The organism is Pseudomonas izuensis, assembly GCF_009861505.1.
Classification (GTDB): Bacteria; Pseudomonadota; Gammaproteobacteria; order Pseudomonadales; family Pseudomonadaceae; genus Aquipseudomonas; species Aquipseudomonas izuensis.
Genome location: NZ_WTFT01000008.1, coordinates 348,516 through 373,726, shown reverse-complemented (window position 1 = coordinate 373,726; position 25,211 = coordinate 348,516). Strand labels below are relative to the sequence as shown.

Genomic DNA, 25,211 nt, shown 5'->3' with positions numbered 1-25,211 from the left:
CCCAACAACACCGCGCCACACCCCCCCAGAGCGCCACGCACGCGCACGGATCGCCCAGATGCGGTTCCTCCCGACCCCGTCGCTGGAACGCATCGTCGCCGCCGGCAAGACCCGCATCGACCGCCTCTACCCCCAACATTAGCATTGCACCCGACCCCCTATGGTAGCCGGCTTGCCAGCGAAAGCGTCAATTCAGACGATTGATACGTTGACTGTGCTGACGCCTTCGCCGGCAAGCCGGCTCCTACAGGAAGGGGTATCAGTCGATGTACTCAAACAGTTTCACGATTTTCTGTACACCGGAAACACCCTGCACCAGATTGGTCGCCTGAGCGGCTTCCTGCTTGGTCAACAGGCCCAGCAGGTAGACGATCCCATTTTCGGTGACAACCTTGATCCGGGAGCCGGGGATGTTCGGGTCGGTGAGCATCTGGGTCTTGATCTTGGAGGTCAGCCAGGTGTCGTTCTGGCGGGCAAGGAAGCTGGAGGGCGGCAGGACTTGCAGTTCGTTATGCACGGTCTTCACACGCTGAACGGCAGCAGCGGCCTGCTCGGCCTTGGCCTTGAGGTCTGCGCGCGGGGTTTGGCCGGCGAGCAGCACAACGCCATTGAAGCTGGTAACGACGATGTGCGAATCCTTGTCCAGGGCCGGGTCGGCCTTGGCGACGTTGACGCCAACCTTGGTGTCGATCAGGGAGTCGTCGATCTTGCTGCCCAGTGTGCGAGTACCACGGTCATCTTCAATCGGTGCTTCACGGCTGGCAGTCACTACCGAGGTGCAGCCGCTGATGCCGAGGCACAGGGTCAAGGCCAGTAGGCCGAGGCGATTAGGGGTCATTCTTCACTCCCGAACAGTTGGCTGTCGATCAAGTCGCAAAGGCAATGGATCGCCAGCAGGTGGACTTCCTGAATACGTGCGGTGACGTTGGCCGGTACGCGAATCTCCACGTCTTCGGGCAGTAGCAGCGATGCCATGCCGCCGCCGTCACGACCGGTCAATGCTACGACAATCATTTCGCGATCATGTGCGGCCTGGATCGCTTGAATAATGTTCGCCGAGTTACCGCTGGTGGAAATCGCCAGCAAAACGTCGCCTGGCTGGCCGAGGGCGCGGATCTGCTTGGAGAAGACTTCGTTGTAACTGTAATCGTTGGCGATCGAGGTGATCGTCGAGCTATCGGTGGTCAGCGCGATGGCGGGCAGGCTTGGGCGCTCACGCTCGAAGCGGTTGAGCAGCTCGGATGAGAAATGCTGGGCATCACCGGCAGAGCCGCCGTTGCCGCAGGAAAGCATTTTGCCTTCGTTGAGCAGGGCGTTGACCATGACCTGGCTGGCTTGCTCGATGTGCGGTGCAAGTACGTCCATCGCCTGTTGCTTGGTGTCGATACTGGCCTGAAAAAGCTGGCGAATTCGGGATTGCATGTCCATCTGTGTGACCTTAATGAGCGCGGCTGTCCGGCACGTGAATGTGCAGCCCGCAAAGCAAAGAGCAAAAGTGTTGGGTGTTGTCCGGTTTCGGGTGCAAGCGATCAGCTGTCAAAGGCATTCTGTAACCAGTTCAACTGATCGAGGTCGCTATCAATGGCAACCACGTCGAAACGGCAAGGGGAATTGGCCCAGCGCGACTCGCGCTGAAGAAAATACTGCGCGGCAAAAATCAGTTTCTGCCGTTTGCGCTCATCGATGCTGCCGAGCGCGCCACCCCATTGAGTGTTTTTCCTGTAGCGAACTTCAACGAATACTACTGTATCGCCATCTAGCATGACCAGATCAAGCTCGCCGCGTTTACACAGCCAGTTCTGCGCCAGCAACCGCAGACCTTGTTGTTGAAGATGCCCGAGCGCCTGGCGCTCGGCATCTTTACCGCTTTGCTGGCGTGACCTGTCGGGCATTAGCGTGAAGTGTCCGGCAGGCGCTGAACCTGGCCATTGACGAACTCGGCCCACGGCAACTGCCGCACGACGCGCTGGTTCTGCGTCATGCCCAGGCTGCCCGATTCGCCTTCGATGCGGCTGTCCGGCAGGGCCTTGAGTTGCCCCAGGCGCGGCGCCAGGCGATAAGCGTCGACACCCATGGCATACAAGCGACCCAGGCTGCCGGCTGCTTGTGGCCATTGAGCGGTGACTTGTTTGCGCAACGGATCATTAGCGTCCAGCAACCATGGCGTTTCGCAGAAGCGGATGCCGTTCATGTCGTTGTACTGGTTCACATCGCCGCTGGCGCTGAACACGTGGGACGTGGCGTAAACCGGAACATCGCCTGCGTACTGGAAGTTCAGGGTCGGTTTGATCTGTTGAGCCTGTTGTGGGGTGGCGGCCAGGAAGATGAATTCGATGTCCTGGCGACGGGAAGGTTGGGCGGCGACTTGCGAACCGACGGTGCTTTGCAGGCTCTTGGCGCGACCTTCGCTCTGACGCAGTTGGAACATGTCGGCAATCTGCTGGGCCAATTGAACCGGCTGGTCGACGCGTTCGGTGGCGACGATGCTGCCGCCGTTGGCTTGCCAGTCCTGGCTGAACGCTCGAAGTACGCGGTCGCCCCATTCGCCTTTCGGCACCATGATGGCTGCGCGATGCAGGCCGTCGGCGCGAGCGCGGCGAGACACTTCGCGGGCTTCGTCTTCAGCGGCCAGACCGAACTGGAACAGTTGGGCCGGGCCTTGCTCGCCTTCGCTGTAGTTAAGCGCCAAGGTGGTGATCGGCAATTGCGGGCGAGTGCTCAGCTGTTTGACCAGCGGCTTCTCCAGTGGGCCAATGACCAGTTGCACGCCATCGGCCTGGGCCTTGCGATAGAACTCGTCGAGGGACGTCAGGCGCGAGCTGTCATAAAACTCGATGGCTGGCGGCTTCTGCCCGGCTTGCTGCGCCTGATAGTGAGCGGCCATGAAGCCTTCGCGCAATGCTTTGCCGACCGAGGCCAGCGGACCATCCTGCGGCAGCAGCAGGGCGATCTTGCTCAGGGACTGGCCGGCCAGCTCCTTGAGTTTGGTCAGTGGCAGTGGCAACTGAATGGCAGCCGGATGTTTAGGGTGCTGTGCGCGCCAGTTATCGATGGCGGCCTGCTGCTGTTCCACGGTGCCGGCCGTTTTTACCGCCAGCGCCAGGCCCATCCAGCCGCCGAGATCGTCCGTCGTGTTCGGCTGCAATTGGTCAGTCGGCAGCGAGGCGATCAGTGCCCAGATCGCTTCGTGGTTTTTGCCGGCGGCGTCACCGCTGAGCATCGGCGCAATGAAGATGCGTTCCTTTGCGGCGGCCAGGGTCTGGCCATCGGCTTCAAGCGCACGAGCGCGAACGGTGCCAGTGCGGACCTGCTGCTCTTGCGGCAATTCTGCCAGGCGCGCCATGCTCGGGTGGCTCAGGGCGGTCAGCGCGGCTTTCGGCTGGTTGCGGGTCAATGCCAATTCGGCGGCCAGTGTATTGGCGAAGACCTGCTGGCCGGGCTTGAGTTGCTCCACGGGCACTTGCTGCAGGATTTGCGCGGATTGGGCGGCATTACCTTGGTGGTAAGCCAGGTCTGCAGCGCTCAGGCGCAACAGGGCGGCGTCCTCCGGCGATTTGCTTTGGGCGGCTTTCTCGAGCAGTTGCTCGATACTGGCATCCGGGGTCCGTGGTAGTTCGCCAAGGCTGGAAGAGGGCGAGCTGGCGCAGGCCGCCAGCAAGGCAGCGAGGCAGAGGGCAGTGAACAGCCGCAGGCAAGCGATCATGTAAGTGTTCCTGATACTCGATCAAATTAGCGTGGAATTGTACCCAAGCGCTGGCCGGGGCGCGATGTTACTGGCGTGAATCGATCAATTTAGCTGGTGTAAATGTTGCGGTGCGGCACAAACCGTTGCAAAACCCGATGATGCTTGCGCATATCGCCAGCGTCGCTACGCGTTACAATGGCGGCTTTATCGATCATGAGGTGTGCGCTTTGACTGCTCCAGGTGCTTTGAATTCCGCTGCTGGCTCGCTTTATGTGGTGGCGACGCCCATCGGCAACCTGGACGACATCAGTGCGCGTGCGCTGAAAATCCTGCGCGAGGTCGCGTTGATCGCCGCCGAGGATACCCGGCACTCCCAGCGTTTGATGCAGCACTTCGGCATTCCTACGCCGCTGGCGGCTTGCCATGAGCACAATGAGCGTGATGAGGGCAGTCGCTTTATTACTCGCCTGCTCGCGGGTGATGATGTGGCGCTGATCTCCGATGCAGGCACGCCGTTGATTTCCGATCCGGGTTATCACCTGGTGCGCCAGGCTCGTGCAGCCGGGATCAATGTGGTACCGGTTCCGGGCGCCTGTGCATTGATTGCAGCATTGTCGGCGGCCGGGCTGCCCTCTGATCGTTTCATCTTTGAAGGTTTTCTGCCGGCCAAGGCTGTGGGAAGGCGCGCTCGTCTGGAGTTGATAAAGGAAGAGCCGCGCACATTGATCTTTTATGAGGCCCCGCACCGGATCCTCGAATGCCTGCAAGACATGGAGCTGGTGTTCGGCGCCGACCGTCCTGCATTGCTGGCGCGGGAGTTGACCAAGACGTTTGAAACCCTCAAGGGCTTGCCACTGGCCGAGTTGCGCCAGTTCGTCGAGTCGGATAGCAATCAGCAGCGTGGTGAGTGTGTGGTGCTGGTGGCGGGTTGGTCGGCACCCGAGAGCGAAGACGCAGTCAGCAGTGAGGCGATGCGCATCCTCAACCTGTTGCTTGAAGAAATGCCGCTCAAGCGTGCCGCGGCACTGGCAGCGCAAATCACCGGTGAGCGCAAGAATGTGCTCTATCAGGTTGCGCTGGATAAACAGAAGGGCGAGTAAAAACCGACGCGCTGGCATGGCCAAAGGCTTTTAGCGCTTGTTCTTCAAGCGCTCTGCCGTTAACCTTCGCGACGGAGAGTCGATCGGACAGTCGCTGCCCTCTATGAAAATTAGGGGGGGGAGGAAAGTCCGGGCTCCATAGGGCGAAGTGCCAGGTAATGCCTGGGAGGCGTGAGCCTACGGAAAGTGCCACAGAAAATAACCGCCTAAGCGCTTCGGCGCCGGTAAGGGTGAAAAGGTGCGGTAAGAGCGCACCGCACGTCTGGCAACAGTTCGTGGCTAGGTAAACCCCACTTGGAGCAAGACCAAATAGGGTCCCAAGGCGTGGCCCGCGCTGGGACCGGGTAGGTTGCTAAAGATGTCCAGTGATGGCCATCGTAGACGAATGACTGTTCAAGACAGAACCCGGCTTACAGATCGACTCTCCACCTTTTTTCTTCCCTCTGCTTAAATCATTGAGCAGAGTGGTGGTGATAGCAATTTCCCTCCTTTCAGAAACGTCGGCATTAACACTTTCGTAATACCAAAAAAATCTTACTCTTAATAAATTACTTTAACTTCCGAACGCAGCCCTCTGTGCTGATTCAAGTTATCGGGCAGGTGCATCTGCCGGATTCTGGTTACCCCTCCTTTTATGCTCCTAAATCTCAGTTCTGTAAGGGTTTTCCTTCAATCCGCGCCTTGACGGTGTGGTGGGCGCATTCCTATAGTGTGCGCAAGTGGCGGAAAGTGGCATGAAGTGGGTTTTTTGAGCGCAAAACGCTAATATTTGGAGAAACGCTGACGTGTTTCGCGGAGCCAACGCTATCAGTCTCGATGCAAAGGGCCGTCTCGCCATGCCGAGCCGGTACCGTGACGAGCTCGTTTCGCGTAGTTCCGGGCAGTTAATCGTCACAATTGATGCCGTTGATCCGTGTTTGTGTGTTTACCCCCTCGATGAGTGGGAAATTATTGAAACCAAACTGCGCGCACTGCCTTCGCTCCGTGAAGAGAACCGCCGCCTGCAACGTTTACTGATTGGTAATGCCGTCGACCTCGAGCTCGATGGCAGTGGTCGTTTCCTGGTACCGCCGCGTCTTCGTGAATATGCCAAGTTGGATAAGCACGCGATGTTGGTAGGCCAACTGAACAAGTTCCAATTGTGGGACGAGGATGCCTGGAATGCGGTTTCTGCCGCTGACCTGGCTGCTATTCAACAACCGGGCGCCATGCCTGATGAACTGCGTGATTTGATCCTGTGACTATTGATAGCGGCTTTAACCACATCACCGTACTGCTTGACGAAGCCGTCGAGGCTCTCGCCGTACGCCCTGATGGCTGCTATCTGGATGGCACGTTCGGGCGGGGCGGACATAGCCGGTTGATCCTGAGCCGACTGGGTCCTGATGGGCGGTTGCTCGGGTTCGACAAAGATCCTCAAGCGATTGCCACCGGGCAGACGCTAGCGGCCGAAGACGGCCGCTTTGTCGTTGTGCAGCGCAGCTTTGCCGAGCTTGGATCCGAAGTCGCCGAACGCGGACTGCAAGGCAAGGTCAGCGGCATATTGCTTGACCTCGGCGTGTCTTCGCCGCAACTCGACGACCCTGAGCGCGGCTTCAGTTTCCTCAATGACGGCCCCCTGGACATGCGTATGGACCCGTCCCGCGGGATCAGTGCGGCCGAGTTCGTCAACACCGCACCGGTGGAAGAAATCGCCCGCGTGTTCAAGGAATACGGCGAAGAGCGTTTTTCCGGGCGCATGGCCCGTGCCGTGGCCGAGCGTCGCGACATCAAGCCGTTCGAGCGCACCGGCGATCTGGCTGAAGTATTGAAAGTCGCCAACCCGGCGTGGGAAAAGGGCAAGAACCCTGCTACCCGTGCGTTCCAGGGGCTGCGCATTCACGTCAACAACGAATTGGGTGATCTGGAAACCGGCCTTGAAGCCGCCCTGGAGTGCCTGGAAGTGGGCGGTCGCCTGGTGGTGATCAGCTTCCATTCGCTCGAAGACCGTATCGTCAAACTGTTCATGCGCAAACTGGTGAAAGGCGAAGCCGACAACCTGCCGCGCAACCTGCCGGTTCGGCATGTCGCTTTCGAACCGAAAATCAAAATCCATGGCAAAGCACAGACGGCCTCCGACGCCGAACTCAAAGCCAACCCCCGTTCCCGTAGCGCTGTCATGCGTGTGGCGGAGAAGCTGCGGTGAGCAAGCTTTTCGCCAAGCCACTGCCCGGCGGAAGCTTTTTCATGCTGCTGCTGTTCATTGGCGTGCTCGTGTCTGCCATCGGCGTGTCCTATAGCGCGCACTGGAATCGTCAGTTGCTGAACTCGCTGTACAACGAGTTGAGTGTGCGTGACAAAGCGCAAGCCGAATGGGGCCGGTTGATTCTCGAGCAGAGCACCTGGACTGCCCATAGCCGCATCGAAGTGCTGGCCACCGAACAACTGAAAATGCGCATTCCCGGTGCCGCCGAAGTGCAGATGGTGGCGCCATGATGAAACTCGAAGGCGCGCTCTTTCCCTGGCGGTTTCGCCTGGTGCTGGGATTGCTCGGCGTCATGGTGGTGGCGATCGCCTGGCGCATCATCGACCTGCAAGTGGTCGACCGTGACTTCCTCAAAGGCCAGGGTGACGCGCGTAGCGTTCGTCATATCCCGATTCCGGCTCACCGTGGTCTGATTACCGACCGTAACGGCGAGCCTCTGGCCGTCAGTACGCCGGTCACTACCCTATGGGCCAATGCCAAGGAAATGCAGCTGGCCAAGGAAAAGTGGCCAGCACTGGCCGCCGCGCTGGGGCAAGATCCGAAAGCCCTGGCCGAGCGTCTTGAAGCTCAAGCCAATAAAGAATTCATTTACCTGGTGCGCGGGTTGACCCCCGAGCAGGGTCAGGCTGTGCTCGACCTGAAAGTACCGGGTGTCTACGGAATCGAAGAATTTCGTCGTTTCTACCCCGCCGGAGAAGTCACCGCCCACATGGTTGGTTTTACCGACATCGACGACCATGGTCGAGAAGGTGTCGAGTTGGCCTATGACGAATGGCTGGCCGGGGTCCCCGGCAAGCGACAGGTCATCAAGGACCGGCGTGGCCGGCTGATCAAGGATGTCCAGGTCACCAAAAACGCCAAGGCCGGAAAGCCCTTGGCGTTGTCCATTGACCTGCGCCTGCAATATCTGGCCAACCGCGAATTGCGCAACGCGATCATCGAAAATGGTGCCAAGGCCGGCAGCCTGGTGATCATGGACGTGAAGACCGGCGAAATCCTCGCGATGGTCAACCAGCCGACCTACAACCCGAACAACCGTCGCAACCTGCAACCGGCGATGATGCGCAACCGCGCGATGATCGACGTGTTCGAACCGGGCTCGACCATGAAGGCGATCTCCATGAGCGCCGCCATCGAAACCGGACGCTGGAAACCGAGCGATACCGTCGAGGTGTATCCGGGCTCCTTGCAGATTGGCAAGTACACCATCAAGGACGTCTCCAAGACCGAAGGTCCGGTGCTGGATATGACTGGCATTCTGATCAATTCCAGTAACGTCGGCATGAGTAAGGTCGCGTTCGATATTGGTGGCGAAACCATTTTCCGCCTGGCACAAAAACTCGGTCTCGGCCAGGACACGGGTCTCGGCTTCCCGGGCGAACGTGTCGGCAACCTGCCGAACTACCGCGAATGGCGCAAGGCCGAGACGGCCACGCTGTCCTACGGCTACGGGGTCTCGGTGACAGCGATCCAGTTGGTCCACGCCTTCTCGGCGCTGGCCAACAACGGTCGCCTTGCGCCGCTGACACTGATCAAAACCGACAAGGCGCCGCAAACCACCCAAGTGCTGCCGGAAGCAGTGGCGAAAACCATGCATGGCATGTTGCAGCAAGTGATCGAAGCGCCGCGCGGTGTATTCCGTGCGCAAGTGCCGGCGTATCACGTCGGCGGCAAATCCGGTACTGCGCGCAAGACCTCGGTCGGCACCAAAGGCTATGCCGAGAACTCCTACCGCTCGCTGTTCGCCGGTTTCGGCCCGATGAACGATCCGCGTTATGCCATCGTGGTTGTCATCGATGAGCCGACCAAGGCCGGTTACTTCGGTGGCCTGGTCTCGGCACCGGTGTTCAGTCGCGTAATGTCCGGCACCCTGCGCCTGATGAACGTCACCCCGGACAACCTGCCACCTGTTCAACAAGCCAACGCCACCCCGGTCGTTCCGCTGAAAGCCAATGGAGGGCGCGGCTGATGTCATTGAGTCTGAACAAGATTTTTCCCCACGCCGGCCACGATCTGTTGATCCGTGAATTGGCGCTCGATAGCCGTAATGTGCGCGCCGGAGACCTGTTTCTCGCGGTGCCGGGCGGCAAGTTCGACGGCCGTGCGCACATTGGTGATGCGCTGCAGCGCGGTGCCGCTGCCGTGGCGTACGAAGTGGAAGGCGCCACCGTGCTGCCGATTACCGAGGTGCCGTTGATTCCGGTCAAAGGCCTGGCGGCGCAACTGTCGGATATCGCCGGACGTTTTTATGGCGAGCCGAGCCATCACCTGAACCTGATCGGCGTGACCGGCACCAACGGCAAGACCAGCGTGACCCAGCTGGTGGCCCAGGCGCTGGACCTGCTCGGCCAGCACTGCGGCATCGTCGGCACCCTGGGCTCCGGTTTCTACGGTGCCCTGGAAAGCGGCCTGCACACCACGCCGAATCCGATTGCCGTGCAAGCGACCCTTGGCGACCTGAAAAAGGCCGGTGCCAAAGCCGTGGCCATGGAAGTGTCGTCCCATGGCCTGGATCAGGGGCGGGTCACCGCGCTGGCGTTCGACGTGGCGGTGATGACCAATCTTTCCCGCGATCATCTGGATTATCACGGCACCATGCAGGCCTACGGCGAAGCCAAGGCCAAACTGTTTGCCTGGAACGATTTGAAATGCCGGGTGGTCAACCTCGACGACGATTTCGGCCGGCAGTTGGCCGCCGATAAACGCGAGTCGCGGCTGATTACCTACAGCCTGCTCGACAGCAGCGCCTACCTGTATTGCCGCGAAGCGCAGTTCGGCGACGAAGGCGTGCGCGCCACGCTGGTCACGCCGCAGGGCGAACACCATTTGCGCAGCACCCTGCTCGGTCGTTTCAACCTGAGCAATGTACTGGCTGCCGTCGGCGCCTTGCTCGGTCTGGATTACGCCCTCGACGAAATTCTCAAGGTGCTGCCGAAACTCGAAGGCCCTGCCGGTCGCATGCAGCGTCTTGGCGGCGGCGCTCAGCCGCTGGTGGTGGTCGATTATGCCCACACCCCGGATGCCCTGGAAAAAGTCCTGACCGCGCTGCGTCCGCACGTCAAGGGGCGCTTGCTGTGCCTGTTCGGCTGCGGCGGCGACCGTGATCGCGGCAAGCGTCCATTGATGGCTGAAGTGGTCGAGCGGTTGGCCGACGGCGTGCTGGTCACCGACGACAACCCGCGTACCGAAGATCCGGCGATTATTTTCGATGACATCCGCGCCGGTTTCATGGCTGTGGACAAAGTGATGTTCGTCCCTGGCCGTGGCCAGGCGATTGCCCGGTTGATCGCCGGTGCTTCGGCGGATGACGTGATCGTGCTGGCCGGTAAAGGTCATGAGGACTATCAGGAAATCAACGGCGAGCGCCATGCCTTCTCTGATCTGGTCGAGGCCGATCACGCCTTGACCGCTTGGGAGGTGGCCCATGCTTAAAGCCTTGAAACTCAGCGAACTGACCGGCGCATTGAGTGGCCGCCTGATCGGTGCCGATGCCAGCTTCGACGGCGTCAGCATCGACAGTCGCGCGATCAAGCCGGGTCAGTTGTTTATTGCCTTGGCCGGCCCGCGCTTCGATGGCCATGACTATCTCAATGACGTGGCGGCCAAAGGCGCCGTCGCGGCATTGGTCGAGCGCGAAGTCGCCGACAGCACACTGCCGCAATTGCTGGTCAGCGATACCCGTCAGGCATTGGGGCAATTGGGCGCACTGAACCGTGCAGCCTATAGCCATCCGGTCGCTGCGGTCACCGGCTCCAGTGGCAAGACCACGGTCAAGGAAATGCTCGCGAGCATCCTGCGCACCCGGGGCCCGGTGCTGGCGACCCGTGGCAACCTGAACAACGACCTCGGCGTTCCGCTGACCCTGCTCGAACTGGCGCCGGAACACACCGCCGCCGTGATCGAGCTCGGAGCCTCACGCCTGGGTGAAATTGCCTACACCGTCGGCATGACCAAGCCCCACGTGGCCATTCTCAACAATGCCGGGACCGCCCACGTGGGCGAGTTCGGCGGGCCGGAAAAAATCGTCGAAGCCAAGGGTGAGATTATTGAAGGGCTGGATGCCGATGGCGTCGCCGTTCTCAATCTGGATGACAAGGCGTTCGACATCTGGAAGAAACGCGCAGCCGGTCGCAAGGTGCTGACCTTCGCCCTGACCAACAGCAGTGCGGACTTCCATGCCAGCGACCTGGCCACCGATGCCCGCGGATGCCCGGCGTTCAACCTGCACACACCCGAAGGTGTGGAGCGCGTTCAATTGAACCTGCTCGGCACCCATAACGTTGCCAACGCCATGGCCGCTGCAGCCGCCGCCCATGCACTGGGTGTATCGCTGTTCGGCATCGCCACCGGCCTGGGCGCGGTGCAACCGGTCAAGGGTCGCACCGTCGCACAACTGGCCAGCAACGGCATGCGCGTGATTGATGACACTTACAACGCGAACCCCACCTCCATGTGCGCCGCCGTTGATATACTCGCCGGCTTTTCCGGTCGCACCGTCCTGGTGCTCGGGGATATCGGCGAGTTGGGCGATTGGGCGGAGCAGGGGCACCGCGACGTGGGCGAATACGCCCGTGGCAAGGTTTCTGCGCTGTACGCCGTCGGGCCGATGATGCTTCACGCCGTCAACGCCTTCGGTCCACAGGCCTTTCATTTCAGCACGCAGGCTGAACTGATCAAGGCCCTGGGCGCCGAGCAAGACACAAACACCACCATTTTGATCAAGGGCTCGCGCAGCGCTGCGATGGAAAACATCGTCGCCGCTTTGTGCGGGACCAGTCTGGAGAAACATTAATGCTGCTGCTGCTAGCGGAGTATCTGCAACAGTTCTACAAAGGCTTCGCGGTCTTCCAGTACCTGACCCTGCGCGGGATTCTCGGTGTACTGACCGCGCTGGTTTTGTCGCTGTGCTATGGCCCGTGGATGATCCGCACCCTGCAGAACCGTCAGATCGGACAGTCCGTTCGCAATGACGGCCCGCAATCGCACCTGTCCAAGTCCGGCACCCCGACCATGGGTGGTGCGCTGATTCTGTCTTCGATCGGCGTCAGCACCCTGCTGTGGGCTGACCTGAGCAATCGTTATGTCTGGGTCGTTTTGCTGGTGACCCTGCTGTACGGCGCCATCGGCTGGGTCGACGACTACCGCAAGGTGATCGAGAAGAACTCCCGAGGCTTGCCGAGCCGCTGGAAATACTTCTGGCAGTCGGTGTTCGGTCTGGGCGCAGCGATCTTCCTTTATATGACCGCCGCGACCCCGGTGGAAACCACCCTGATCCTGCCGATGCTCAAGGACTACAGCATTCCGTTGGGTGCGGGCTTCATCGTCCTGACCTATTTCGTGATCGTCGGATCGAGCAACGCGGTCAACCTGACCGACGGCCTCGACGGCCTGGCGATCATGCCGACCGTGATGGTCGGCGGCGGCCTGGGGATCTTCTGCTACCTATCGGGTAACGTGAAATTCGCCGAATACCTGCTCATCCCTTACGTACCGGGTGCGGGCGAGCTGATCGTGTTCTGCGGCGCGCTGATCGGTGCGGGCCTGGGGTTCCTGTGGTTCAACACCTACCCGGCGCAAGTCTTCATGGGCGACGTTGGCGCACTGGCGCTGGGCGCGGCCCTGGGCACCATCGCGGTGATCGTTCGTCAGGAAATCGTCCTGTTCATCATGGGCGGCGTGTTCGTGATGGAGACCCTGTCAGTCGTCATTCAGGTTGCTTCCTTCAAGCTGACCGGTCGCCGCGTATTCCGCATGGCGCCGATTCACCACCACTTTGAACTCAAGGGCTGGCCCGAGCCGCGCGTGATCGTCCGTTTCTGGATCATCACCGTGATTCTCGTGCTGATCGGCCTTGCCACCCTGAAGCTGAGGTAGAAACACGTGTCTCTGATCGCTTCTGACCACTTCCGCATCGTTGTCGGCCTCGGCAAGAGCGGCATGTCCCTGGTTCGCTTCCTGGCGAACCGGGGCGTGGCGTTTGCCGTGGCCGATACGCGGGAAAATCCACCGGAACTGGCCACGCTCAAGCGTGACTATCCGCACGTGGAAGTGCGTTGTGGCGAGCTGGATGTCGAATTCCTGTGCCGTGCCGACGAGCTCTACGTGAGTCCCGGCCTGGCGCTGGCGACTCCGGCCCTGCAGGCTGCCGCTGCCCGTGGCGTGAAGCTGTCCGGCGACATCGAGCTGTTCGCGCGTAACGCGAAGGCACCGATCGTGGCCATCAGCGGCTCCAACGCGAAAAGCACCGTGACCACCCTGGTCGGCGAAATGGCGGCCGCGGCCGGCAAGCGCGTCGCCGTCGGTGGCAACCTCGGCACGCCGGCACTGGATCTGCTGCGCGACGACATCGAGCTGTACGTGATGGAGTTGTCGAGCTTCCAGCTCGAAACCACCGATCAACTCAACGCCGAAGTGGCGACCGTACTCAACATCAGCGAAGACCACATGGATCGCTACAGCGGTCTGCCGGCCTATCACCTGGCCAAGCACCGGATTTTCCGTGGTGCGAAGCAGTTCGTGGTCAACCGCCAGGATGCCTTGAGCCGTCCGCTGATGGGCGAGGGTCAGCCTTGCTGGACCTTCGGCCTGAACAAACCGGACTTCAAGGCTTTCGGTCTCCGCGAAGAAGACGGCGAGAAGTACCTGGCTTTCGAGTTCCAGAACCTGATGCCGGTGCGCGAGCTGAAAATTCGCGGCGCCCATAATCAATCCAACGCCCTGGCGGCATTGGCCCTTGGCCACGCCGTCGGCCTGCCGTTCGATGCCATGCTCTCGGCCCTGCGCAACTTCGCCGGGCTGGAACACCGTTGCCAGTGGGTGCGGGACCTGGAAGGCGTGGGCTATTACAACGATTCCAAAGCCACCAACGTCGGTGCTGCCCTGGCCGCCATCGAAGGCCTGGGCGCGGACATCGACGGCAAGATCGTGCTGATTGCCGGTGGCGACGGCAAGGGCGCCGAGTTCAAGGATCTGCGCGATCCGGTGGCGGCCAACTGCCGCGCCGTCATTCTGATGGGCCGTGACTCCGACAAGATTGGTGAGGCCATCGGCGATGCCGTGCCGTTGATTCGCGCCGGCTCGCTGGTCGAAGCCGTGGAACAGTGCCGCGCCGCTGCCCAGCCAGGTGACGTGGTGCTGCTGTCGCCGGCCTGTGCCAGCTTCGACATGTTCAAGAACTACGAAGACCGTGGTCACCAGTTCGTCCGCGCCGTGGAGGATCTGGCATGAGCCTCAAAGGCATTATCAAGCCATTCCCGTCGCCACTCATCACCGGGCGCGGCATCGACCTCGACTTCCCGATGCTCGCCGGTTGCCTGGCGCTGCTGGGCCTGGGGCTGATCATGATTGCATCGGCCTCCACCGAAGTGGCGGCGGCACAGTCGGGCAGCCCGCTGTATTACATGATTCGCCACCTTATTTATGTGGTGCTGGGCCTGGGTGCCTGCGTTGTCACCATGATGATTCCGATCGCCACCTGGCAACGCCTGGGCTGGCTGATGCTGATCGGTGCCTTCGGTTTGCTGGTGATGGTGATCGTCCCGGGGATCGGCCGTGAAGTGAACGGTTCGATGCGCTGGATCGGTTTCAGCTTCTTCAACGTGCAGCCGTCCGAGATCGCCAAGGTGTTCGTGGTGATCTACCTCGCCGGTTATCTGGTGCGTCGCCAGAAGGAAGTGCGGGAAAGCTGGATGGGCTTCTTCAAGCCGTTCATCGTTCTGCTGCCGATGGCGGGCCTGCTGCTGATGGAGCCGGACTTCGGTGCCACCGTTGTGATGATGGGCGCTGCCGCGGCGATGCTGTTCCTCGGCGGGGTCGGGCTGTTCCGTTTTTCCTTGATGGTTGTGCTGGCGGTTGCGGCGGTGGTGTTGCTGATTCAAATGCAGCCGTATCGGATGGCGCGTCTGACCAACTTTGCCGATCCATGGGCCGACCAGTTCGGCGCCGGCTATCAGTTGTCTCAGGCATTGATCGCATTCGGTCGTGGCGAATGGCTGGGCGTTGGCCTGGGCAACAGCGTGCAGAAACAGTTCTACCTGCCGGAAGCCCACACCGACTTCGTGTTCTCGGTCCTGGCCGAAGAACTGGGGGCCGTGGGTTCTTTGTGCACGGTCGCGTTGTTCGTCTTTGTTTGTATTCGTGGCATGTACATCGGATTGTGGGCCGAGAAGGCCAAGCAGTTTTTTGCCGCCTACGTGGCGTACGGCCTGTCGTTCCTGTGGATTGGTCAATTCTTGATCAACATCGGGGTGAACGTCGGCCTGCTGCCCACCAAGGGCCTGACCCTGCCGTTCCTCAGTTATGGCGGCAGTTCGTTGGTGATCTGCTGTGCCTGTCTCGGTTTGCTGCTGCGCATCGAGTGGGAGAGTCGAACTCATTTGGGCAGTGAAGAGATGGAGTTCCATGAGAGCGACTTCGCCGAGGAGCCGAACCATGGGCGCTAACGTATTGATCATGGCCGGCGGCACCGGTGGCCACGTGTTCCCGGCATTGTCCTGTGCCCGCGAGTTCCAGTCCCGCGGTTATACGGTGCACTGGCTCGGCACGCCGCGCGGCATCGAGAACGACCTGGTTCCGGCAGCCGGTATCGAGTTGCACCGGATCAACGCCAGCGGTGTGCGGGGCAAGGGAAAACTGTCCTTGCTCAAGGCGCCGTTCATGGTTCTCAAGTCGGTCTGGCAGGCGCGGGCGATCATTCGTCGGTTGCGGCCGGTCTGTGTCGTTGGTTTCGGTGGTTTTGTGACCGGTCCTGGCGGAGTCGCCGCGAAACTGGCCGGCGTGCCGGTGATCGTTCATGAGCAGAACGCCGTGGCCGGTACCGCCAATCGGCTGCTGGTGCCGTTGGCCGCCCGAGTCTGTGAAGCGTTCCCCGACACCTTTACCCTGTCGAGCAGCCGACGGACCACCGGTAATCCGGTGCGCACCGAGCTGTTCCTCGAAACACCGCGACCTGCCCTGGGCGGTCGCAAGGCACGTTTGCTGATCCTGGGCGGAAGCCTGGGGGCAGAGCCGTTGAACAAGTTGCTGCCTGACGCCCTGTCGCAAGTCGCCGTCGACTTGCGTCCGGAGGTATTCCATCAGGCCGGCAAAAACCACGATGAAGTGACTGCGGAGCGCTATCGCGCGGCTGGCGTCGAGGCGCAAGTGCAGCCCTTTATCAAAGACATGGCCCAAGCTTATGGCTGGGCCGACCTGGTGGTGTGTCGCGCCGGTGCGCTGACCATCAGTGAACTGGCTGCCGCCGGTCTGCCCTCGATGCTGGTGCCCTTGCCCCACGCGATCGACGATCACCAGACCCGCAACGCCGATTATTTGGCCCGCGAAGGCGCTGCCTTCCTGATGCCGCAAAGAACGACTGGCGCAGCGGATCTTGCCGCTCGCCTGACAGAGGTCCTGATGCAACCGCAACGACTCAATGATATGGCCACTGCGGCCCGCCGCCTGGCCAAACCCGATGCCACCCGAAATGTGGTCGATACCTGCCTGGAGGTGGCCCATGGTTGAGAATAAGAAAGCCATGCCACAACCGGAAATGCGCCGCATCCGTCGCATCCACTTCGTCGGGATCGGTGGTGTGGGCATGTGCGGGATTGCCGAAGTGTTGTTGAACCTGGGTTATGAAGTGTCCGGTTCCGACCTGAAAGCTTCGCCGGTTACCGAGCGCCTGGAATCCTTCGGCGCACAGATTTTCATCGGTCACCGTGCCGAAAACGCAGCGGCTGCCGATGTGCTGGTGGTGTCGAGTGCCGTGAACACCTCCAATCCGGAAGTCGCCAACGCGCTGGAACGCCGCATTCCGGTGGTGCCGCGTGCAGAGATGCTGGCCGAGCTGATGCGCTATCGCCACGGTATCGCCGTCGCCGGTACCCACGGCAAAACCACCACCACCAGCCTGATCGCTTCGGTGTTCGCCGCCGGTGGCCTGGACCCGACCTTCGTGATCGGTGGCCGTCTGAATGCCGCGGGCACCAACGCCCAGCTCGGTACCAGCCGTTATCTGATCGCCGAGGCCGACGAAAGCGACGCCAGTTTCCTGCACCTGCAACCGCTGGTGGCCGTGGTCACCAACATCGACGCCGATCACATGGCGACCTACGACGGTGACTTCAACAAACTGAAGAAAACCTTCGTCGAGTTCCTCCACAACCTGCCGTTCTATGGTCTGGCCGTGGTCTGCCTGGACGATCCGGTGGTGCGTGAAATCCTGCCGCAGGTCAAGCGTCCGACCGTCACCTATGGTTTCGGCGAAGACTGCGACGTGCGCGCCATCAATGTCCGTCAGCAAGGCATGCAAACCTTCTTCACCGTACTGCGTCCGGATCGCGAGCCGCTGGATGTCTCGGTGAACATGCCGGGCAACCACAACGTATTGAACGCGCTGGCGACTATCTGTATCGCCACCGATGAAGGCGTCAGTGATGAAGCCATCGTGCAGGGCCTGTCCGGGTTCCAGGGCGTCGGCCGTCGCTTCCAGGTCTACGGCGAACTGCCGGTGGACGGTGGCAACGTCATGCTGGTCGACGACTACGGCCACCACCCGACCGAAGTCGCGGCGGTGATCAAGGCTGTACGTGGTGGCTGGCCGGAGCGCCGACTGGTGATGGTCTATCAGCCGCACCGCTACAGCCGTACCCGCGACCTGTACGACGACTTCGTCAATGTACTGGCCGACGCCAACGTCTTGCTGCTGATGGAAGTCTATCCGGCCGGCGAAGAACCGATCCCGGGCGCCGACAGCCGCAAGCTGTGCAACAGCATCCGCCAGCGCGGCCAGCTTGACCCGATCTACATCGAGCGTGGTGTCGACCTCGCGCCGCTGGTCAAGCCGCTGCTGCGTGCGGGCGACATTCTGCTGTGCCAGGGCGCCGGTGATATCGGCGGTCTCGCACCAAAACTGTTGAAAAGCGAGTTGTTCGCCGGCGCCGTGGCTGCGCCGGTCGAGGGGAAGTTGAAATGACTGCTGCCTACGCCAACCTCGTCTCCACTGTCGCGCCGAAAGATTTCGGCCGCGTCGCCGTGCTGTTCGGCGGCAAGAGTGCCGAGCGCGAAGTGTCCCTGAAGTCGGGCAATGCGGTTCTCGATGCGCTGCAAAGCGCGGGCGTGGACGCGTTCGGCCTCGACGTGGGCGATGACCTTCTGCAGCGTCTGCTGAACGAAAAAATCGACCGCGCCTTCATCATCCTCCACGGTCGTGGCGGTGAAGACGGCAGCATGCAAGGCCTGCTCGAATGCCTGGGCATTCCTTACACCGGCAGCGGCATCCTCGCCTCGGCATTGGCCATGGACAAGCTGCGCACCAAGCAGGTCTGGCACAGCCTGGGCATTCCGACGCCACGTCACGCCGTGCTGAGCAGCGAGGCCGATTGTATTTCGGCGGCCACGGAACTGGGCTTCCCTTTGATCGTCAAACCGGCGCATGAAGGTTCAAGTATCGGTATGGCCAAAGTGACTTCCGCGTCCGAATTGATCGACGCCTGGAAAGCGGCCAGTACCTACGATTCGCAAGTGTTGGTCGAGCAATGGATTCAAGGTCCGGAGTTCACCATCGCCACCCTGCGTGACCAGGTGTTGCCACCCATTGCCCTGGGCACGACGCACAGTTTCTACGACTACGACGCCAAGTACATCGCCAACGATACCCAGTACCGCATTCCGTGCGGGCTGGACAGCGCCAAGGAAAAGGAACTCATGGACCTCACGGCCAAAGCCTGTGAGGCGCTGGGTATCGCCGGTTGGGGCAGGGCGGACGTGATGCAGGACGCCGACGGGCAGTTCTGGTTCCTGGAAGTCAACACCGCGCCAGGCATGACCGATCACAGCCTGGTGCCGATGGCGGCCCGTGCGGCCGGCCTGGATTTCCAGCAACTGGTTCTGGCCATTCTGGCCGAGAGCGTTGGCCGCAACGCTGCCAGTCAGCAAGAGCCGCGAGGTTAAGACCATGCAAGGCGCACAGTTGAGACATCAGCCCCCCGCACCCGGCCGCAAGCCGGTGCCGCGGGGTGCCAGCCGAATGGTGGCCAAAGAGCCGATGTCTGCGCGCCTGCCGAAAGCCAATTTCGGCTTTCTGAAAAGTCTGTTCTGGCCGGTGCTGTTGGTCGCATTGGGATTCGGTACTTACGAAGGCGCACAGCGTTTGCTGCCGTACGCCGACCGACCGATCACCAGGATCAATGTGCAGGGTGACTTGAGCTACATCAGCCAGCAGGCAGTGCAGCAGCGAATCGCCCCTTATGTGGCGTCGAGCTTCTTCACCATCGACCTGGCGAGCATGCGCACCGAACTGGAACAGATGCCATGGATTGCCCATGCCGAGGTACGGCGGGTGTGGCCGGATCAAGTGGTGATCCGCCTGGAAGAACAACTGCCGGTGGCTCGCTGGGGCGACGAATCGCTGTTGAACAACCAGGGACAGGCGTTCACGCCGCGTGAGCTGGCGAATTATGAACACCTGCCGCAGCTGTTCGGCCCACAGCGGGCCCAACAGCAAGTGATGCAGCAATACCAGGTGCTGAGCCAGATGCTCAGGCCCCTGGGTTTCTCGATTGCACGCCTGGAGTTGCGTGAACGAGGCAGTTGGTTCCTGACCACTGGCCCCGGCAGTGCGGGCCCTGGAATAGAACTGCTGCTGGGACGCGGCAACCTGGTGGAAAAGATGCGCCGTTTCATTGCCATCTATGACAAGACGCTTAAAGAACAGATTACGAACATTGCGCGCATCGATCTGCGTTATGCCAACGGCCTGGCCGTTGGCTGGCGCGAACCTGTAGCGCCTACGACAGCCCAACCCGCTGTCGCGAAGAATTAAGAGAGGCAGGACCCATGGCAAACGTTCAAAGCGGCAAAATGATCGTCGGTCTCGATATCGGCACCTCCAAGGTGGTGGCGCTGGTAGGCGAGGTGTCGGGCGACGGCACGCTGGAAATCGTCGGGATCGGTACCCATCCGTCCCGCGGCCTGAAGAAAGGCGTGGTGGTGAACATCGAGTCCACCGTGCAGTCGATCCAGCGCGCCATCGAAGAGGCTCAGCTGATGGCCGGTTGCCGCATCCACTCGGCGTTCGTTGGCGTGGCCGGCAATCATATTCGTAGCCTGAACTCCCACGGCATCGTGGCCATTCGTGATCGCGAAGTCAGCTCCGCCGACCTCGAGCGTGTGCTCGACGCCGCCCAGGCCGTGGCAATCCCGGCCGACCAGCGCGTGCTGCACACCCTGCCGCAGGATTACGTGATCGATAACCAGGAAGGCGTCCGTGAGCCACTGGGCATGTCCGGCGTGCGACTGGAAGCCAAGGTTCACGTCGTCACCTGCGCCGTCAATGCCGCACAGAACATTGAAAAATGCGTGCGTCGCTGCGGCCTGGAAATCGACGACATCATTCTCGAGCAGCTGGCGTCGGCGTACTCGGTGCTGACCGATGACGAGAAAGAGCTGGGCGTGTGCCTGGTGGACATCGGTGGTGGCACCACTGACATCGCGATCTTCACCGAAGGCGCGATCCGTCATACCGCGGTGATCCCGATTGCGGGCGATCAGGTGACCAACGACATCGCCATGGCGTTGCGCACCCCGACCCAGTACGCCGAAGAAATCAAGATCCGCTACGCCTGTGCCCTGGCCAAATTGGCCGGTGCCGGTGAGACCATCAAGGTGCCGAGCGTTGGCGACCGTCCACCGCGCGAACTGTCCCGTCAGGCCCTGGCCGAAGTGGTCGAGCCGCGTTACGACGAGCTGTTCACCCTGATCCAGGCCGAGCTGCGTCGCAGTGGCTACGAAGACCTGATCCCGGCCGGCATCGTGCTGACCGGCGGTACGTCGAAGATGGAAGGCGCTACCGAACTGGCCGAGGAAATCTTCCACATGCCGGTGCGCCTGGGCGTGCCTCATGGCGTGCGAGGCCTGGATGACGTGGTCCGCAACCCGATTTATTCCACCGGTGTCGGCCTGTTGATGTACGGCCTGCAGAAACAATCCGACGGCATTTCGTTCTCGGGTATCGGCAGTCGCGACAGCTACAGCAACGAAGAACCGAAAGGCGCCTTGCTCGATCGCATCAAGAGCTGGGTCCAGGGCAATTTCTAAGATTCACCGCAGCACCGCTACACCGTTGTAGATACAGGCAGTAGGCGAAAAAACTAGAGAACGTAAAGGAGAGGGAAAATGTTCGAACTCGTAGACAACATCCCCGCAAGCCCGGTTATTAAAGTTATCGGTGTTGGCGGTGGCGGCGGCAACGCCGTGAATCACATGGTCAAGAGCAACATTGAAGGCGTTGAATTCATCTGCGCCAACACTGATGCCCAGGCGCTGAAAAGCATCAGCGCGCGGACCATCCTGCAACTGGGTACCAGCGTGACCAAGGGTCTGGGTGCCGGTGCAAACCCTGAAGTAGGTCGTCAGGCCGCTCTCGAAGATCGTGAGCGCATCGCCGAAGTCCTGCAGGGCACCAACATGGTGTTCATCACCACTGGCATGGGCGGTGGTACCGGTACCGGTGCTGCGCCGATCATTGCCGAAGTGGCCAAGGAAATGGGGATCCTCACCGTTGCGGTGGTGACCCGTCCGTTCCCGTTCGAAGGCCGCAAGCGTATGCAGCTGGCTGACGAAGGCATCCGCCTGCTGTCGGAAAGCGTCGACTCGTTGATCACCATTCCCAACGAGAAGCTGCTGACCATCCTCGGTAAGGACGCCAGCCTGCTGTCGGCTTTCGCCAAGGCTGACGATGTACTGGCCGGTGCCGTTCGCGGTATCTCCGACATCATCAAGCGTCCGGGCATGATCAACGTCGACTTCGCCGACGTACGTACCGTGATGAGCGAAATGGGCATGGCGATGATGGGCACTGGCTGCGCCAGCGGTCCGAACCGTGCACGTGAAGCGACTGAAGCGGCCATCCGCAACCCGTTGCTCGAAGACGTGAACCTGCAAGGTGCACGCGGCATCCTGGTGAACATCACCGCCGGTCCTGACCTGTCCCTGGGTGAGTACTCCGACGTGGGTAGCATCATCGAAGCCTTCGCTTCCGAGCACGCCATGGTCAAGGTCGGTACCGTTATCGATCCGGACATGCGCGATGAGCTGCACGTGACTGTCGTTGCGACCGGTCTGGGCGCTAAAATCGAGAAGCCTGTGAAGGTTATCGACAATACCGTTCACACGTCGATGGCTTCCCAGCCACAACAACAAGCCCCTGTTCGTCAGGAAGCTCCAGCAGTGAACTACCGTGACCTGGACCGTCCGACCGTCATGCGCAACCAGGCTCAGGCCGGTGCTGCGACTGCCGCGAAGATGAATCCACAGGATGATCTGGATTATCTGGACATCCCGGCTTTCCTGCGTCGTCAGGCCGATTGATGAAATGTATCAGGGCTATGAAGGTGATTGGTGTTCAGCAAAGGCGTGGTCTGCTATCATCGCCAGCCTTTGTTGATACCAGTTCGCAATTTGCGCTGAAGCGGCCCAAGCCATGATTAAACAACGCACACTGAAAAATATTATCCGTGCCACAGGTGTAGGTCTGCACTCCGGGGAGAAGGTTTACCTGACCCTCAAGCCTGCGCCGATCGACACCGGCATTGTGTTTTGTCGTGCCGACCTCGATCCGGTGGTGCAGATCCCTGCACGCGCGGAAAACGTTGGTGAGACCACGATGTCGACCACGCTGGTCAACGGTGACACCAAAGTGGATACGGTGGAGCACTTGCTCTCGGCCATGGCTGGCCTGGGCATCGATAACGCCTACGTCGAGCTCTCCGCGTCCGAAGTCCCGATCATGGATGGTAGCGCTGGACCCTTCGTATTTCTGATTCAATCGGCTGGCCTGGAAGAACAGGACGCCGCCAAGAAGTTCATCCGCATCCTGCGCGAAGTGACAGTGGAAGACGGCGACAAGCGCGCCACTTTCGTCCCTTTCGAAGGTTTCAAGGTGAGTTTCGAGATTGATTTCGATCACCCTGTTTTCCGTGATCGCACACAAAGTGCAAGCGTGGATTTTTCCAGCACTTCGTTCGTAAAAGAAGTCAGCCGCGCCCGTACTTTTGGTTTCATGAGCGATATCGAGTACCTGCGCAAGCACAACCTCGCACTCGGCGGCAGCGTTGAAAACGCTATCGTGGTCGACTCGGATGGCGTACTGAACGAAGACGGCCTTCGCTACGAAGACGAATTCGTGAAGCACAAGATCCTCGATGCAATTGGTGACCTCTACCTGCTGGGCAATAGCCTGATTGGTGAGTTCAAGGGCTTCAAGTCCGGACATGCACTGAACAATCAACTGCTGCGCAAGTTGATTGAACAGAAAGATGCCTGGGAAGTCGTGACCTTTGAAGACGCCAGCACTGCACCGATTTCTTACATGCGTCCTGTTGCGGCCGTGTAAGTAAAAAACCTCTCTAGTTTTTAAAGGCTACCTTCGGGTGGCCTTTTTTTATGCCCTGGATTTTGTGGTGTCTGCACCGGCCTCATCGCGGGCAAGCCTTGCTCCTACACTGTGGGAGCAAGGCTTGCCCGCGATGAGGCCGGTCGGGCCACCGAAAATTTCAGGCACAAACCACCCGATTACGCCCCCGTTCCTTGGCCTGATACAACGCCTTGTCCGCCAAAAACAGCAGCTGTTCCAGGCTGATATCGCTCGCTGTCGTCCAGGTGCTGATGCCGATGCTGACGGTCATCGGCTGTTCATCGCCTGCCACCACAGGCAACTGTTCCACCTGCGTGCGGATGCGCTCGGCGATCTGCCGCGCACCTGCGTGGTCGGTTTCGGCCAGGATCACCGAAAACTCCTCGCCGCCGTAGCGGGCCACCAGGTCTGTCGGGCGATGGACATTGGCGTCAATGACCTCGGCCAGTGAGCGTAGAGCCTCGTCGCCGGCCTGGTGGCCATGGCGATCGTTGAAGGCCTTGAAGTGATCGGCGTCGATCATCAGCACTGACATCGGCTTGCCGGAGCGTTGCGCCCGAAACCATTCGTGGCGCAGAGTCTGGTCGAGCGTCCGGCGATTGGCCACGCCGGTCAAGGCATCGGTGGCGGCCAGTTGCGCCAGTTCCTGCTCGGCGCAGTGGCGCAGGCGCAGTTCGCGACAGAGCAACCAGGTCAGCCAGAGCAACGCGGCGCACAGGACTCCGGTGGCGCCGCTGATCACAATGGCCGTGCGTTGCCAGGTGGCGAATACCTCGTCGCCGGAAAGGGCAACGATGACCGTCAGCGGCAGGTTGCCGACCCGGCTGAAGGTGTACAGGCGTTGTTGTCGGTCGATGCTCGACACGCCGTCAAAGCTGCCGCTGCCCTCGCGCAGCATGCGCACGACGTTGGGCCGGCCGGCGAAGCTTTTGCCAATTGAGTTGTCTTGCAGAAACGGCTTCTGTGCCAACAGAACTCCGTCGTCATTGATGATGGCCAGCGTACTGCCAGTACCTATGTCCAGGCTGTTGAACAACTGATCGAAGTACGCTAGGCGCATCGAGGCCACCGCGACACCCCGGAACTCACCGGTAGGTGAGGAAATGCGCCGGCTGAAACTGATTTGCCATTCGTCACTGTAGGCACAGTCACAACGGGGTTTGAACGGGCGGCTGATGAACATGCCGCTGTCACGGTTCTGGACATGGGCGAGGAAATAATCGCGGTCAGCGAAGTTGCCCGGCTTGGGCTCGATCAATGACGAGTCGGCGAGCACTTCACCCTTCTGGTCCAGCAACAGAATGTCGCCCTTGTAGCGCGCCGTAGTGGAGCGGTCGAACAGCACCAGGTGACGGATTTGCGCGGAAACCTGCTTCAGGTCATCCCGTTGCGCCGCGGCGATCAGGCCTTGCAGAGTCAGGTCGTAGAGCTCCACGGTGCGCAGTACGTCGGCGTTGATCAATTGCGCGATGGTGGTCGCACTGCGTGTGGCGGCCTGCTGGGCGTTGGCGTGTTCGCGGATCAGCAGAAAGGTGACGATGCTGAGGATCGCAATGACCGTCAGGCTGCTGCCGAGGATCACCAGGATCTCGGGCCGTCCGGCGTTGCCTGAACCATTGGAAGTACGGCGTACGGTCATGGGGTTGAAGTCTGCGGGAATGACTGAGTAAGCGTAGTCCCATAACCGTAGCAGCCAGGAAAAAGGCCCGCGATAGCAAACCTCTGATCTCTGTAGGAGCCGGCTTGCTGGCGATAGCGGCGTATCAGGCACCCGCCTGTTTATAGATG

22 protein-coding genes and 1 other RNA gene are annotated in these 25,211 nt (G+C 60.7%); 18 read left to right on the top strand and 5 right to left on the bottom strand.

Annotated elements, in window-relative coordinates; all coding sequences use genetic code 11:
* Window positions 1-259: 259 nt before the first annotated feature.
* The 4 genes from GPL81_RS08685 to GPL81_RS08670 all read right to left on the bottom strand — a co-directional run bounded on the left by GPL81_RS08685 (window position 260) and on the right by GPL81_RS08670 (window position 3,703).
* Window positions 260-838, bottom strand: a complete 579-nt coding sequence (locus GPL81_RS08685) for a BON domain-containing protein (RefSeq protein ID WP_160106407.1) — start codon at window positions 836-838, stop codon at window positions 260-262.
* Complete coding sequence (locus GPL81_RS08680; RefSeq protein WP_007928463.1) at window positions 835-1,428, bottom strand: phosphoheptose isomerase; 594 nt, start codon at window positions 1,426-1,428, stop codon at window positions 835-837. The genes GPL81_RS08685 and GPL81_RS08680 overlap by 4 nt, the downstream gene beginning before the upstream one ends.
* A gap of 101 nt (window positions 1,429-1,529) precedes the next feature.
* Window positions 1,530-1,892: a YraN family protein gene (locus GPL81_RS08675; protein ID WP_160106411.1), complete on the bottom strand. Its 363-nt coding sequence runs from the start codon at window positions 1,890-1,892 to the stop codon at window positions 1,530-1,532.
* Entirely contained in the window at window positions 1,892-3,703 is a 1,812-nt protein-coding gene (locus tag GPL81_RS08670) for a penicillin-binding protein activator (protein ID WP_160106406.1), read from the bottom strand. The genes GPL81_RS08675 and GPL81_RS08670 overlap by 1 nt, the downstream gene beginning before the upstream one ends.
* Before the next feature lie 209 nt (window positions 3,704-3,912).
* Here GPL81_RS08670 and rsmI point away from each other — a divergent pair, with 209 nt between their 5' ends.
* The 18 genes from rsmI to lpxC all read left to right on the top strand — a co-directional run bounded on the left by rsmI (window position 3,913) and on the right by lpxC (window position 23,402).
* A complete protein-coding gene (gene rsmI / locus GPL81_RS08665; protein ID WP_160106405.1) occupies window positions 3,913-4,785 on the top strand; it encodes a 16S rRNA (cytidine(1402)-2'-O)-methyltransferase in 873 nt (290 codons plus the stop codon).
* Between the two features lie 75 nt (window positions 4,786-4,860).
* An RNA gene (gene rnpB, locus GPL81_RS08660) (RNase P RNA component class A) lies at window positions 4,861-5,214 on the top strand.
* Between the two features lie 356 nt (window positions 5,215-5,570).
* Complete coding sequence (gene mraZ, locus GPL81_RS08655) at window positions 5,571-6,026, top strand: division/cell wall cluster transcriptional repressor MraZ (protein ID WP_007989875.1); 456 nt, start codon at window positions 5,571-5,573, stop codon at window positions 6,024-6,026.
* A complete protein-coding gene (gene rsmH, locus GPL81_RS08650) occupies window positions 6,023-6,970 on the top strand; it encodes a 16S rRNA (cytosine(1402)-N(4))-methyltransferase RsmH (RefSeq protein WP_425502541.1) in 948 nt (315 codons plus the stop codon). Before mraZ ends, rsmH begins: the two co-directional genes overlap by 4 nt.
* The gene (gene ftsL, locus GPL81_RS08645; RefSeq protein ID WP_003205353.1) at window positions 6,967-7,260 is read left to right on the top strand and encodes a cell division protein FtsL; all 294 of its coding nucleotides are present in this window, start codon (window positions 6,967-6,969) and stop codon (window positions 7,258-7,260) included. The genes rsmH and ftsL overlap by 4 nt, the downstream gene beginning before the upstream one ends.
* Complete coding sequence (locus GPL81_RS08640; protein ID WP_177435607.1) at window positions 7,260-8,999, top strand: peptidoglycan D,D-transpeptidase FtsI family protein; 1,740 nt, start codon at window positions 7,260-7,262, stop codon at window positions 8,997-8,999. Before ftsL ends, GPL81_RS08640 begins: the two co-directional genes overlap by 1 nt.
* On the top strand, window positions 8,999-10,462 hold the full coding sequence (locus GPL81_RS08635; RefSeq protein WP_160106404.1) for a UDP-N-acetylmuramoyl-L-alanyl-D-glutamate--2,6-diaminopimelate ligase: 1,464 nt from the start codon (window positions 8,999-9,001) through the stop codon (window positions 10,460-10,462). Before GPL81_RS08640 ends, GPL81_RS08635 begins: the two co-directional genes overlap by 1 nt.
* Complete coding sequence (locus GPL81_RS08630) at window positions 10,455-11,822, top strand: UDP-N-acetylmuramoyl-tripeptide--D-alanyl-D-alanine ligase (RefSeq protein WP_160106403.1); 1,368 nt, start codon at window positions 10,455-10,457, stop codon at window positions 11,820-11,822. Before GPL81_RS08635 ends, GPL81_RS08630 begins: the two co-directional genes overlap by 8 nt.
* Window positions 11,822-12,904: a phospho-N-acetylmuramoyl-pentapeptide-transferase gene (mraY, locus tag GPL81_RS08625; protein ID WP_160106402.1), complete on the top strand. Its 1,083-nt coding sequence runs from the start codon at window positions 11,822-11,824 to the stop codon at window positions 12,902-12,904. Before GPL81_RS08630 ends, mraY begins: the two co-directional genes overlap by 1 nt.
* 6 nt (window positions 12,905-12,910) lie before the next feature.
* Window positions 12,911-14,257: a UDP-N-acetylmuramoyl-L-alanine--D-glutamate ligase gene (murD, locus tag GPL81_RS08620; protein ID WP_160106401.1), complete on the top strand. Its 1,347-nt coding sequence runs from the start codon at window positions 12,911-12,913 to the stop codon at window positions 14,255-14,257.
* Window positions 14,254-15,471: a putative lipid II flippase FtsW gene (gene ftsW / locus GPL81_RS08615; RefSeq protein ID WP_096509153.1), complete on the top strand. Its 1,218-nt coding sequence runs from the start codon at window positions 14,254-14,256 to the stop codon at window positions 15,469-15,471. The genes murD and ftsW overlap by 4 nt, the downstream gene beginning before the upstream one ends.
* Window positions 15,461-16,531, top strand: a complete 1,071-nt coding sequence (murG, locus tag GPL81_RS08610; RefSeq protein ID WP_096509154.1) for an undecaprenyldiphospho-muramoylpentapeptide beta-N-acetylglucosaminyltransferase — start codon at window positions 15,461-15,463, stop codon at window positions 16,529-16,531. The genes ftsW and murG overlap by 11 nt, the downstream gene beginning before the upstream one ends.
* A complete protein-coding gene (gene murC / locus GPL81_RS08605; RefSeq protein WP_160106400.1) occupies window positions 16,524-17,984 on the top strand; it encodes a UDP-N-acetylmuramate--L-alanine ligase in 1,461 nt (486 codons plus the stop codon). The genes murG and murC overlap by 8 nt, the downstream gene beginning before the upstream one ends.
* Window positions 17,981-18,961: a D-alanine--D-alanine ligase gene (locus tag GPL81_RS08600; RefSeq protein ID WP_160106399.1), complete on the top strand. Its 981-nt coding sequence runs from the start codon at window positions 17,981-17,983 to the stop codon at window positions 18,959-18,961. The genes murC and GPL81_RS08600 overlap by 4 nt, the downstream gene beginning before the upstream one ends.
* Before the next feature lie 4 nt (window positions 18,962-18,965).
* Entirely contained in the window at window positions 18,966-19,832 is an 867-nt protein-coding gene (locus GPL81_RS08595; protein WP_096509157.1) for a cell division protein FtsQ/DivIB, read from the top strand.
* 14 nt (window positions 19,833-19,846) lie between these two features.
* Window positions 19,847-21,106: a cell division protein FtsA gene (gene ftsA / locus GPL81_RS08590; protein ID WP_096509158.1), complete on the top strand. Its 1,260-nt coding sequence runs from the start codon at window positions 19,847-19,849 to the stop codon at window positions 21,104-21,106.
* A 78-nt stretch (window positions 21,107-21,184) separates the two neighbouring features.
* Window positions 21,185-22,378: a cell division protein FtsZ gene (ftsZ, locus tag GPL81_RS08585; protein WP_095193000.1), complete on the top strand. Its 1,194-nt coding sequence runs from the start codon at window positions 21,185-21,187 to the stop codon at window positions 22,376-22,378.
* A 112-nt stretch (window positions 22,379-22,490) separates the two neighbouring features.
* Window positions 22,491-23,402 (top strand): UDP-3-O-acyl-N-acetylglucosamine deacetylase, encoded by a 912-nt coding sequence (gene lpxC / locus GPL81_RS08580; protein WP_003178240.1) that lies wholly within the window; start codon window positions 22,491-22,493, stop codon window positions 23,400-23,402.
* A 160-nt stretch (window positions 23,403-23,562) separates the two neighbouring features.
* On the opposite strand, the gene GPL81_RS08575 is transcribed toward lpxC, so the two are convergent.
* On the bottom strand, window positions 23,563-25,062 hold the full coding sequence (locus tag GPL81_RS08575; RefSeq protein ID WP_160106398.1) for a sensor domain-containing diguanylate cyclase: 1,500 nt from the start codon (window positions 25,060-25,062) through the stop codon (window positions 23,563-23,565).
* Window positions 25,063-25,211: the final 149 nt, after the last annotated feature.

What these genes read in the sequence shown, in the direction of transcription:
- GPL81_RS08685 (WP_160106407.1), bottom strand. Translation starts at nt 838, where the DNA reads ATGACCCCTAATCGCCTCGGCCTACTGGCCTTGACCCTGTGCCTCGGC.
- GPL81_RS08680 (WP_007928463.1), bottom strand. Translation starts at nt 1,428, where the DNA reads ATGGACATGCAATCCCGAATTCGCCAGCTTTTTCAGGCCAGTATCGAC.
- GPL81_RS08675 (WP_160106411.1), bottom strand. Translation starts at nt 1,892, where the DNA reads ATGCCCGACAGGTCACGCCAGCAAAGCGGTAAAGATGCCGAGCGCCAG.
- GPL81_RS08670 (WP_160106406.1), bottom strand. Translation starts at nt 3,703, where the DNA reads ATGATCGCTTGCCTGCGGCTGTTCACTGCCCTCTGCCTCGCTGCCTTG.
- GPL81_RS08640 (WP_177435607.1), top strand. Translation starts at nt 7,260, where the DNA reads ATGAAACTCGAAGGCGCGCTCTTTCCCTGGCGGTTTCGCCTGGTGCTG.
- GPL81_RS08635 (WP_160106404.1), top strand. Translation starts at nt 8,999, where the DNA reads ATGTCATTGAGTCTGAACAAGATTTTTCCCCACGCCGGCCACGATCTG.
- GPL81_RS08630 (WP_160106403.1), top strand. Translation starts at nt 10,455, where the DNA reads ATGCTTAAAGCCTTGAAACTCAGCGAACTGACCGGCGCATTGAGTGGC.
- mraY (WP_160106402.1), top strand. Translation starts at nt 11,822, where the DNA reads ATGCTGCTGCTGCTAGCGGAGTATCTGCAACAGTTCTACAAAGGCTTC.
- ftsW (WP_096509153.1), top strand. Translation starts at nt 14,254, where the DNA reads ATGAGCCTCAAAGGCATTATCAAGCCATTCCCGTCGCCACTCATCACC.
- murG (WP_096509154.1), top strand. Translation starts at nt 15,461, where the DNA reads ATGGGCGCTAACGTATTGATCATGGCCGGCGGCACCGGTGGCCACGTG.
- murC (WP_160106400.1), top strand. Translation starts at nt 16,524, where the DNA reads ATGGTTGAGAATAAGAAAGCCATGCCACAACCGGAAATGCGCCGCATC.
- GPL81_RS08600 (WP_160106399.1), top strand. Translation starts at nt 17,981, where the DNA reads ATGACTGCTGCCTACGCCAACCTCGTCTCCACTGTCGCGCCGAAAGAT.
- GPL81_RS08595 (WP_096509157.1), top strand. Translation starts at nt 18,966, where the DNA reads ATGCAAGGCGCACAGTTGAGACATCAGCCCCCCGCACCCGGCCGCAAG.
- ftsA (WP_096509158.1), top strand. Translation starts at nt 19,847, where the DNA reads ATGGCAAACGTTCAAAGCGGCAAAATGATCGTCGGTCTCGATATCGGC.
- ftsZ (WP_095193000.1), top strand. Translation starts at nt 21,185, where the DNA reads ATGTTCGAACTCGTAGACAACATCCCCGCAAGCCCGGTTATTAAAGTT.
- lpxC (WP_003178240.1), top strand. Translation starts at nt 22,491, where the DNA reads ATGATTAAACAACGCACACTGAAAAATATTATCCGTGCCACAGGTGTA.
- GPL81_RS08575 (WP_160106398.1), bottom strand. Translation starts at nt 25,062, where the DNA reads ATGACCGTACGCCGTACTTCCAATGGTTCAGGCAACGCCGGACGGCCC.